Source organism: Pirellulales bacterium (assembly GCA_035533075.1).
Classification (GTDB): Bacteria; Planctomycetota; Planctomycetia; order Pirellulales; family JAICIG01; genus DASSFG01.
In genome coordinates this window covers 1-9,768 of record DATLUO010000017.1, presented here as the reverse complement: position 1 = coordinate 9,768, position 9,768 = coordinate 1, and the positions used below count along the sequence as shown (strand labels likewise).

Sequence of the window (9,768 nt, the reverse complement as noted above, 5' to 3'; positions counted from 1 at the left end):
CTCGTTGAAATCGGCCAGTGCCTGGTCGAAATTGCGTTTGGCGTAATAGGCCTTGCCGCGCAGTGTATAAAACGACGTGTTGGCAGGTTCCAAACGAATCGCCTCGGTCAGATCTTTGATGGCGTTCTCAAACTCGTGCTTGACCAGCCAACTCACGCCACGAAGCGCATACCCGACGACGTTGTTCGTGCCCTTGTCGATCAACCCGGTGAAATACGCCGGTGCGTCGTCGAGCCGCAGCACCTCGTCTTGCTTGACCCACACCGTGCCTACCCAAAGCCAATCTCCGTTGACCTTTTGCACGATGGCCGGAATGGGAGCCTCATTCCATTCGTACCGCTTGTTGCCGACCTGCGGCCGGGCGGTCTCCTTGACGATCACCGTTTCGCCCAGCCAGTCGTCGGCGGCGCTGGCGGTTCGGACGCAGCAGAACAGGAGCAACAAGGGTAACCGCAAACATCGAGTCATATCGCCTTTTCGCTTTCACTCAGTCGGGCAAGACCATTGCCGCGCGGCGGTGCAAATCGACCGACCGCCACAGATACCAGCTTGCCACCGACCGAAACGGACGCCAGCGCTCGCCGCGGCGCAACAGCTCGCCCGGCGACGGCATTTCCTGCTGACGATAGGTTAACATAAAACCGCGGCGAATTCCCCAATCGGCCAGGGGCAGCACGTCGGGCCGGCCCAGGCGGAAAATCAGCAGCATCTCGACCGTCCATCGCCCCACGCCGCGGACGCTCGTCAAATGAGCGACGATCTCGTCGTCGTTCATTTTCTTTAGCCGGGCCAGCGTGGGCACCGTGCCGTCGAGCGTTTTGGCCGCCAGGTCTTTGACGGCCAGAACTTTCGCCCGCGACATGCCCGCCTGCCTCAGCACTTCGTCGGGCGCATCGAGAACCGCTTGCGGCTGAATGCCTCGCCGATGCGGGCTGATGGCCTGCACGCGGCCCAGGATCGTGGCGGCGGCCTTGCCCGAAAGCTGCTGATAGACGATCGCTTTCAGCAGCGATTGAAACGGGCTTTGTATTTTTTCCGGCCGCAGCGTGAAGGGGCCTGCCCGCTCGATGATGCGGCCCAGGCGTTTATCTGCGGCGGTCAGAAACGCGGCCGCTTCGTGCGGATCGAAGTCCAGCGGCGCCGCGCCGCGGTCGGTGGGAGCGTTGAAAACGGGATTCGTGGACATAACGCAGTGAAGCAATTGCGATCGCCCCGCTCCTAGATCGCTGTGTATTCGGTCATGGTCCTACCGCAGGTTCCCCGGCGCCGCCGCACGCGTGCCCATATCCAAGAACTTGAGCAGCGCCACCATGTCGGCGTTGAAGGCCATGCCGCGGGCGTTCGGCTTCAACTCAAAGCCTTCGGCCACGGCGCGATTGAAAATCGTTTCGGGCACCGCGCTCGACATGTCGAACAGCACGCGGGCCAAATCGTCGGGCAAAATCTCGTTGCTGGCCGGGAACATGAACGGGTCGGCCGCCGTCATCGACAAGTGGCAGTTGAAGAGCAGCACGTTGCCGTCTTCGGTGGCCAGGTCTTTCACGGCGTCGGCGTAGGGAATCGGGTCGCCGTCTTGCGATTCGCCGTCGGTGATGTTGATCACGATCGGCGGAAAGCTCGATTGGTGGTCTTTGATCCAGCCGTCCAACACCTCGTAGCAGTGGTGCAGCACGTTGCACATCGGTGTGCCGCCCTGGGCCTTGGGATCGACCCAGATGGGCATCTCCGCCGCGATCGAGATCATCTCGCCCGTCTCGTCGTCGGGAAGCTGCTGCTGCTTCTGGTCGATGCGCAGCGGGTTTTCGCCGATGTCTTTGATCGAAACCAGGTCACCGCGGCCGGCCAACGCCCCTTGCAAGGCCGATTCGAGAATCGGATTGCCCTGCTCGTCGGTGCGGTAGCCGATCACGCCCACGTCCATCCAGTCTTTGATGCCCGTGTCGCCGCTGGCCCGGATGGTCATGTTTTGCAGCCAGGCGTTGAGGGCCGTGGCCAGCTCGTCTTTCTTCAGCTTGTCGGAATTGCCCAGCGGCTCCTCCATCGAGAACGACTGGTCGAGCAGGAACAGGAAACACGCTTTTCGGGCACGACTGATCTCTTGTGTGTAAGGCATGGGAGGATCCTTGGGTATTGGAAAAGTAGTGGTTGGGATTTTGGATTTTGGATTTTCGATTTTGGATTACAGGATAACAGTGCGCGGTTGACCAACAGTCATCAATTCAAAATCGAGAATCGAAAATCCAGAATTCTATCGTCCCAGAATCCGCTCGTACTGTGTCCACCGCTTCAAGACGTTGCGGGCGATGCCGGCCGCGTCGCGAAACGACCACTCGCGGCACGAGCGATCCGGCTCGTCGTCGACGCCCCATCGCTGGCGATAGGCGGCAAGCTGCTGCTGCCGCGTGTCGCAGTCGTCGGCGAACTGTTGCCAGTCGCTGCGAGCGGCGCCTTCGCCCAGCACCGTCTCCAGGCATTGATTGTATTGTTGGGCCCAGACGATGTATTGCGGCGTGGCCGGCTCTTGCTCGAAGGAGCCTCGCGCGAATTGCTCGTCGCCACGCGGCCGATCGCTGCGGTCGCGGCGCTCGGCCCAAAAACGATATTGCTCGGCGCCCGGCGGCAGGAAAAAGATGCCAATCTTGCGCTGCCCGTTCTTGGTGACGGCCTCCTGCTTGCCCAGCAGAAATGCGGGCGGTTCGATCTTCGGCAAATGGTTCGCCAGCCACTCGGTCACTTGATGCCGGGCCTGTTGCTTGACGGATGCTTCAATGCGGGCGTTGGAGACGATCTGCGACGCCTCGACCAGCAGCGTATCGAGATCGCGGGCCTGGTCCAAGAGGTGGACCGACATTTCGCTCTTCAAGTGGTCGCGGCTCTGCTCGATTTGGGTCTGCATGTCGCGCTCGGCCGGCGTCGGCGGGTCGGGGTAGCGCCGCAGAAAGGCTTCGATCTGGTTATATGAATCGCGGCTGCCGTCGGAAGCGGCGCTGACGGCCATCAGGTCTTCCCAGGCACGACGATATTCGGCCCGCTTTCGCAGTTTTTGCAGCTCGTCGACGAGGTCCGCATCCGACGCCCCCGCCAAAGGATCACCGTTGAGCCGCTTCAAACAAGCCTCGTAGCGTCCTTGATCGAGGTCGTTTTTCACCGCGGCCAGCGCTGCGGCCATTTGGTCTTTTCGTTTGTAGCCGTCGATTTCGGCCTCCAACTGGTGAATGCGGCGATCGAGCATGGCGAACAACTCGTCTGCCCCATCGACCTGGCCCACGTAGTTTTGCCGTTCGGTGGAAACGAACTCGCGCAATCGGCTGACGGCCGCTTCAACCTCGCGGCGCCGCGCGGCCGAGGGCGCATCGTCAGCGATATGGATGGCGGCGGCCTTGGCATATTTCGACGCCAGTTGCCGCGCCTGGCGCGAATGGTTCCACGCTTCGGCGGCGGCCTTAAGCTTCGCATCGTCCGGATCGTCGAGCGATGGCCCACCGGCCTCGAGCAGATCGGCCTGGGCCAACTGGCTGGCGAAGGTTGAACCGAGTTTGGCCTGGCCGGCCAAGGCGTTGGCCCGCTTGACCATCTCGGCGGTGTCGGCCGGGCTGCCGACGCCACCCGACCCCGCCGCGCCGCGGGCGGCCTGCCAGAAGCTCCAACCGGTCAGTGCGGCGAGCGGAGCACAGGCGATGACGACGACCAGCAAGTAGCGCATTACCGCACCCCCACGTGCCCGTTGATGGTAACTGAAAAAACAAACCGTTGCGAAACTTCGTTGGCCTTTAATTGACCGTCGAACAAAGAGGCATCCGCCAGGTGGAAGTGCTCAAGGACGAGCGCCAGCCGCTGGCCGATTCGCTGATTGGTGTTTTGCGCCGTTTCAGACAAGAAGTCGCTGACGAAGCGGAGGTCGTCCGTTGACGGAGATAGTCGACAATTGGCCGCGACCGGAGCGCCGACAAGCATGCGAAACTTCATCGAATCCGAGGCCGTCATCACGCCTAGATTATGCGCACAGCAGTGTCGCAATTGCCAGAGAACGGCCAGCGTTTTCGCCCGCTCTTGCTCTGTCGCGGGTGGTTGATTGCCTTCGGGGAACAGAAACTCCCAGGGCTCACCAAACGGGAACTTCAGGAGCCTGCGAAAACGCCGGTTGATGGTTTCGTGCCTCAGCCATGTGTCCGACTCGCACAGCGCCTTCCCGATGGATTGCGCGTTCACAAAGGCCGCAATGTGGCCACCGGTCTTTGGCAAGAATTCGTCGAATCTGTCGTCCGCCACATAGGGGGCCAGGAAGTCGATGCAGACAGCAGCGATCTCTTTGAGAAACCGCTCGAATGCTTGGAGTAGCTCAGCGAGCACAAGTTGTCGCAGATGGCCCATTTGCCGGTCATAAACCTCTGGATAAACGCCCTGCCTACGGATTCGTCGGCCAACGTACTTGATGAGAGCGAAAGCCTCGGTTGATGCGTCTTCGAAATGGACCAGTGGTCGATCGGCCGCTGCCACCAGAGGCGAAGTGTGCGCAAGCACCTCCCGAACCATTTTGTGCAAGTCGACCGGTTTACCAGGCACGCGTCAATCTCACTGGAAAGAGGACTGTCGTTCTCAAACGCTCGCTCTAGCTTTCACTTTGGAGAAGCTCTTCATCTTCCCAAAGAAGCCAGTCCGACTCACCGCCCTCCCAATTCAGGTATAATTGGCGGAAACCTAGTCGATCGACCGTTATGGCGCGATCGACGTCATCGGCGCGCAGGGTTTCGCCGCGCGCCAGATCATCCGGGTCGTCGACCCGCAACGGCCTGTCGATCGACCGCAACGCCGCCGAAAGCTCCTCGGGTGGGCAAGGAGAATGCACCTGACCCGCCAGCAGGTGGTCGCCATCAATGCTCCACCAGACAGATTCTCCTTGCCGGTCGATCCACGTGGCGAGATCTCGGGCTTCGAGCCGGTAGTGGGGCCGCTCGATGATATGCACAATCGGAATTTGCATCGCAATGATCGCGGGACAATCGATCAGAACGCGTTGCAACCGCCAGGGGCCGGAAGCGTCGTCGAATGTAACGGTGAAGTGAATGTATCGGCCGTCGGCTTTTTTCACGGCTTCCGACACGCGAATGTTTGGTACGACCGAGGAAAGGTAGGAGCGGAGCCACTCGGCGTTGTCCGCTCCGTCGACCTTGATCTTGCAGATCGAGCCGTCTCTCTCGGCCCAGATTTTAAACTTGACCCGCAGATGAATCCCTAACGCGTCCGCCAACCCTGACAAATCTTGACGACGCAGGCCGGCCACGGCTATTTCGGCCTGCTGCTCGCCGACTCCCTGGGCCACGAGATCGGAAACGCTGAGCTTGCGAAGGTTGAATTTCTCCTCTGCGTCGATCCAATGCTCGCTGCCCGGCTCCAAGCCCCTCAGGAACTGCGGGAGCCCATGCGTTCTTTGCAAACCTGTCGCCATATTGATTCTCCTGGATGTGCCTTTTAGTCGTCGTCCCGGCCAAAAAAGTCACTCTGCAACGCGGAGGGAACCATCACGCGGTGCGGATCACCGAAAACGACCTCGCGCGCGTAGAGTTGCGGCTCAACCTGGCGATAAACGACCGCCGACAGCTTCTCCGCGTGCTGCCGCAGCCAATCGATGGCCTTCAACTGCCGGTCCAGCCGTTTCGCAGGCGAAAGGATCACGTCGAGGATCGCGCGCTTGTACTGGTCCCGCTCTTCTCTCGCCGTGGTGTCGGGAAGGACGGGAATCCGGTCTTCGTCAACCCCGATCGTCTTGGCCAGACGGTTGAGCAAGTCCGCAATGTCCCGTTGCTCAGGCCGTTGATCGCGGATGCCTCCATTACCATCGAGTTGGATCAGACGCTGTAGATCTTCGTTGAAGACTTTGCGCCGCTTCACATCGTTAGAGAGGTCGGACGCATTGTCGTCAACCCGGATGACAACCTGCCAACCTCCCTCCTTGGCGCGAACGAGTTGCAACACCGCGCCGGAGTCTTGGCATTCAACGGGCAGCAACTGCAGCACATAAGGACTTGGCCCTGACGGCCCGTCAAACGCCGCGTACCTGCCATCCTGAAACTGAAGATTGCCGCGACCGAGCAGCAGGTCGTCGGGAACGTGCAGATCGTCTTTTTTGCTTTGTGAGTGTATGGAGTTGATCAGCCGGCCGTTGATCAGCGGCAAGGGATCGGGGGCGATGCGCGGGGCCGACAGCGCCAGCCAACTCGGCTTTTCGCCGCCAATTTCCAGTACGCAACGCCGAATTTCGTCACGCGCTTCTCGCAGGCCACGCTGGTCGCCGTCGAGCCGCACCCATCGAAACGACAGGCCGTCGCCCTCCGCGGCGAACTTGGCTATCGACGTCGGCGGGCCGCCCGAATCGGCGGCACCGGGCACGAAGCCGACCGTCATACCGTCGCTCGAAGGCTCTTCCACCAATCGGCCCTTGCCGGCAAGGTTTTTGTTCGCTGAAGCAAGTCCGTGCAGTTCGAATGTAATTGCCATCGGGACTGCTGACCACTCTTTTAAAAGTACTCGCTTGGACGCTCCTATGCCGGGCAACGACGCGGCCTTATCGACCAAGGTCGGCAACGTCGGTTGAGCTTCCGCGCCTCCCTCGGAACTGGGCACGTCCCCTGGCGCCTTGTTTTCACTCCCGCCCTGCTCCGGGGCCGGGGCAGGCATCGGTGCAATCGGTTTCGAGTTCGACGAGGCGACCGATCTAGTCGGCTCCGCCGTGGAAGGAACGTCAGGCTTAGGCTCCCGCGGAGGAGACTCGTGGTCTGTTTTCGCCGGCTCCGGAACTGCCGCCGGTGAACTTGGCGTGGTCTTCGATCGCGTCGATGCTACGGCTTGTTTCGGCGCAGCGGCGGTGCTCTTGGTACTTTCCGACGGCCCCTTGGGGCGCTCTTCCGTGACCGACGGTTTTGGCGGCGTGGTCGGGGGAACCGCGGGTTTGGGTTCTTCGTGCGGCGCGACCGCCTTCGCAGGCCCCGCCACAGAAGTATTCGCCGTTGGCGTTCGCTCGAGAACGTAGTAGCCAAGCGCGACAAAAGCGGCGGCAATCGTCAGGCTGACTGCCGCGTACATCGGTGTTCGCGAGGTCTTCTTCCGCGGCTTGGCGCCGTGCTTGGTCCGTTTGCCCGCCAACAGCGCGCCCGTGGGCCAGACGCCGTTGTTGACGAAATACGCCTCGATCATCCGACGCCCGTCGGCTAGAAAGTTGGGCCGGCCGACGAGCACGCCGCCGATCTGCTGCAACGCGGCCAGCTTGCGATTGCCCATCGAATCGTCGGAATACACCAGCAAGCGCTCTTCAAGTTCACGGAACAATTGCCATAGACGCGCTTGCTGCTCGCCGCGGCGAAGGGCCTGGTCGGCATCGCCATTGAAGACCAGAGCGTCGCCCGGACCCGCCTCAATGTCGGCCTCTTCCTTGGGATAACTGAACGGCGCGCCGGCGTTGTAAGCGGCCAATTCCAGGCGTGCCCGGAACTGCGGCACGCTGAGAGCGCCTTTCTCGGCGACCTCGGCCAATTCGTCGAGCTGGCTGCTGCGCCGGGGCATGGCGCGATTCAGGGCCTCGGCCAGTGGCTTGAAGTCCGTCTTCAGCGGCGCACGCAACCGCTTGGCGAGGCGGTCGAGCCCGCCCGCCGCGGCCGGCTGGGCGTCGTCACGCAGGGCCAGCAGGGCGTTGCGCACCTTGCCCCATTCGGCCAACCGCCGCTCGGCAAGGTGTGGATGCTGAAAATAATCTTTCCATTGGTTCAGCACCGACAACCGCTGTTCGAAGTGCTTGGGCTGATCGGGAAGCTGGTACAGCAGCCGCCCCAGCCGAGTGCCCAATAACGGTTGCGGCGGCGGGAAACAGGCCGTCAGCTCGGCGCGATACCGCACCAGCGCGTCCAAAAGCTGCCCGTCGCTCAACTGGGTGAGGATTTCCAGCAGGAGCCCCTTCAACGCAGCGGGCGACGGCGACGGTTTGCGAGCGGCGCTCAGCAAGGCCTCGAAAAATGCGGCCCGGTCGGTCTCTTGGACCGCAGCATACGCTGCCCGCAGCAACGGCTCAGGCAGCAGGGCCAGAAGGTCGGGCAGCAGCCGATCAATGGACGCCGCGCGGAGCCGCGAACCGTCGGCGGAAAGAAGCTGACAGCCGTCCGGCAAACGGCCCGTCGCCGTCACCTGCGCCACGAGCGCCTTGAGCTTCGCCCAGCGGGCGATGTGGGGCGACGCGATCAGTTCGGGCAGCTTCTCGCCCGGAAATTTTTCCAACAAAAACAGCGTGGGCCTTTGCAGCTCGGCCGGCATGCCGTCGAGTGCCACCAGCTCCAGCACCGCCAAGTGATTCGGCGTGCCGATTACGGTCTTCAACTGCGGCCAGCCCGACGGCGCGGTGGCAAGCTGATGCTGCACCTCTCGCGACAGATAGCGGGCGGCGATTTCCGACTTGCGCCAGGAATCGCCTTCCGGCGGCGTCGCCGAAAGCACCAGTGAAACGGCGCGGTGCGCCGGCACCAACAGCTCCAGGTCTTCCGGCCGCTTCGCTCCCGTCGCCTCGAAGCTCTCCAACAAGTGGTCGACGGCCGGCCAGCCTTCCTCCAGCAACCGCTCGATCATGAATCGGGCATACTCGCCGACGGGCGGACCGCCTTCCGAGACGCGGTCCAGGAACGTATTCATCACCAGCCCGCGGCGACGATAGAGATCGCTGCGAATGTCGGTGGAAAACGGATCGAAAAACGTCGTCGCCGCCAGCGTCACCGGCAGCCGCTCGGCGTTCGGTTCGTAGGTTGAAAAGCTCAGGCCCTCGGCGAACGACTTTGGCAGCAAACGGGCCACGCCATAAAAGACCAGCGCCGCCACGCTGGGCTCGACGACCAGCAAGACGCTCTCGCGGCGCTGCGTGCCCAAGGCCAGCAGTCCTTGCAAGGTGTTTGCCACGAGGTCGATCCGCTGTTGTGCCGAGGCGGTCAGCCATCGCGGCGCGATCACCTGGCCATCATCATCGTGGGGCGGCCTTCCTAGGCCGTCTCCGGCTGACTTCGACGGGCTGGAAGCCCGCCCCACCTCGACCGACGATTGCAGGAAACGCAACAGCACGTCGTCACCGATGGCGGGCGTCGCGCCGGCCCACAGGGCGTCGAGCCGTTCGAGCGAAGGCAGTTTGAACGGATGATCGCGCGAATCTTCTTGCACCCAGGGCGCGTTCCACAACCGCAGGCAATCGAGCGGCGACCAGGCACCGCTGGACCGGTCGCTGAACAGCACGTGGGCGAAATACGATCCCAGACGCTGGGCCGTGTCGTATTGCTGGTAGGCCACTTGGCCGACCATCTGCAAGCGACCCATCGACGGGCAAAAGAAGAGCCGCCGCGGCGCGCCGGCCGCGTCGAGCCGCTGTTTCTCTTCCGGCGGCGTGTCGGAGGGGAGATAGTAGTAGAGGAACCGCTCGATTGCCCGGTAATCGTTCCGCAGCTCGTTGCGGTCCTCCGAACCGGCCCGCGCACTATAGCCCAGCACGCGGTCGGCCAGCTCGCCTTCGCGCTGTTCGAGCGCCGAAGTGCCATAGGTGCAGTGCGCGCAGTAGACTTGCTCGATGGGCATCAGTGAGGGTTCGGGGTTCAGGGTTCGGGATTCGGGGTTCGGGGTTCGGGGTTCGGGGTTCAGGGTTCAGGGTTCAGGGTTCAGGGTTCAGGGTTCAGGGTTCAGGGTTCAGGGTTCAGGGTTCAGGGTTCAGGGTTCAGGGTTCAGGGTTCAGGGTTCAGGGTTCAGGGTTCA

7 protein-coding genes are annotated in these 9,768 nt (G+C 62.3%); all 7 read right to left on the bottom strand.

Going from position 1 to position 9,768, the window contains the following annotated elements; genetic code table 11:
* Nucleotides 1-468: tetratricopeptide repeat protein (locus VNH11_01600; protein ID HVA45054.1), on the bottom strand; the 468-nt coding region annotated here is incomplete at its 3' end.
* 19 nt (nucleotides 469-487) lie between these two features.
* Entirely contained in the window at nucleotides 488-1,186 is a 699-nt protein-coding gene (locus VNH11_01595; protein ID HVA45053.1) for a DNA-3-methyladenine glycosylase, read from the bottom strand.
* 60 nt (nucleotides 1,187-1,246) lie between these two features.
* A complete protein-coding gene (locus VNH11_01590; GenBank protein HVA45052.1) occupies nucleotides 1,247-2,113 on the bottom strand; it encodes a vWA domain-containing protein in 867 nt (288 codons plus the stop codon).
* 135 nt (nucleotides 2,114-2,248) lie between these two features.
* A complete protein-coding gene (locus VNH11_01585) occupies nucleotides 2,249-3,703 on the bottom strand; it encodes a hypothetical protein (protein HVA45051.1) in 1,455 nt (484 codons plus the stop codon).
* Nucleotides 3,703-4,497, bottom strand: a complete 795-nt coding sequence (locus tag VNH11_01580; protein ID HVA45050.1) for a hypothetical protein — start codon at nucleotides 4,495-4,497, stop codon at nucleotides 3,703-3,705. The genes VNH11_01585 and VNH11_01580 overlap by 1 nt, the downstream gene beginning before the upstream one ends.
* A 112-nt stretch (nucleotides 4,498-4,609) precedes the next feature.
* Nucleotides 4,610-5,446 (bottom strand): hypothetical protein, encoded by an 837-nt coding sequence (locus VNH11_01575; GenBank protein ID HVA45049.1) that lies wholly within the window; start codon nucleotides 5,444-5,446, stop codon nucleotides 4,610-4,612.
* A 23-nt stretch (nucleotides 5,447-5,469) separates the two neighbouring features.
* Nucleotides 5,470-9,594 carry a hypothetical protein gene (locus VNH11_01570; protein ID HVA45048.1) on the bottom strand — a complete coding sequence of 1,375 codons (4,125 nt, stop codon included), beginning with the start codon at nucleotides 9,592-9,594 and terminating at the stop codon, nucleotides 5,470-5,472.
* Nucleotides 9,595-9,768: the final 174 nt, after the last annotated feature.

What these genes read in the sequence shown, in the direction of transcription:
- VNH11_01585 (HVA45051.1), bottom strand. Translation starts at nt 3,703, where the DNA reads ATGCGCTACTTGCTGGTCGTCGTCATCGCCTGTGCTCCGCTCGCCGCA.
- VNH11_01590 (HVA45052.1), bottom strand. Translation starts at nt 2,113, where the DNA reads ATGCCTTACACACAAGAGATCAGTCGTGCCCGAAAAGCGTGTTTCCTG.
- VNH11_01570 (HVA45048.1), bottom strand. Translation starts at nt 9,594, where the DNA reads ATGCCCATCGAGCAAGTCTACTGCGCGCACTGCACCTATGGCACTTCG.
- VNH11_01595 (HVA45053.1), bottom strand. Translation starts at nt 1,186, where the DNA reads ATGTCCACGAATCCCGTTTTCAACGCTCCCACCGACCGCGGCGCGGCG.
- VNH11_01575 (HVA45049.1), bottom strand. Translation starts at nt 5,446, where the DNA reads ATGGCGACAGGTTTGCAAAGAACGCATGGGCTCCCGCAGTTCCTGAGG.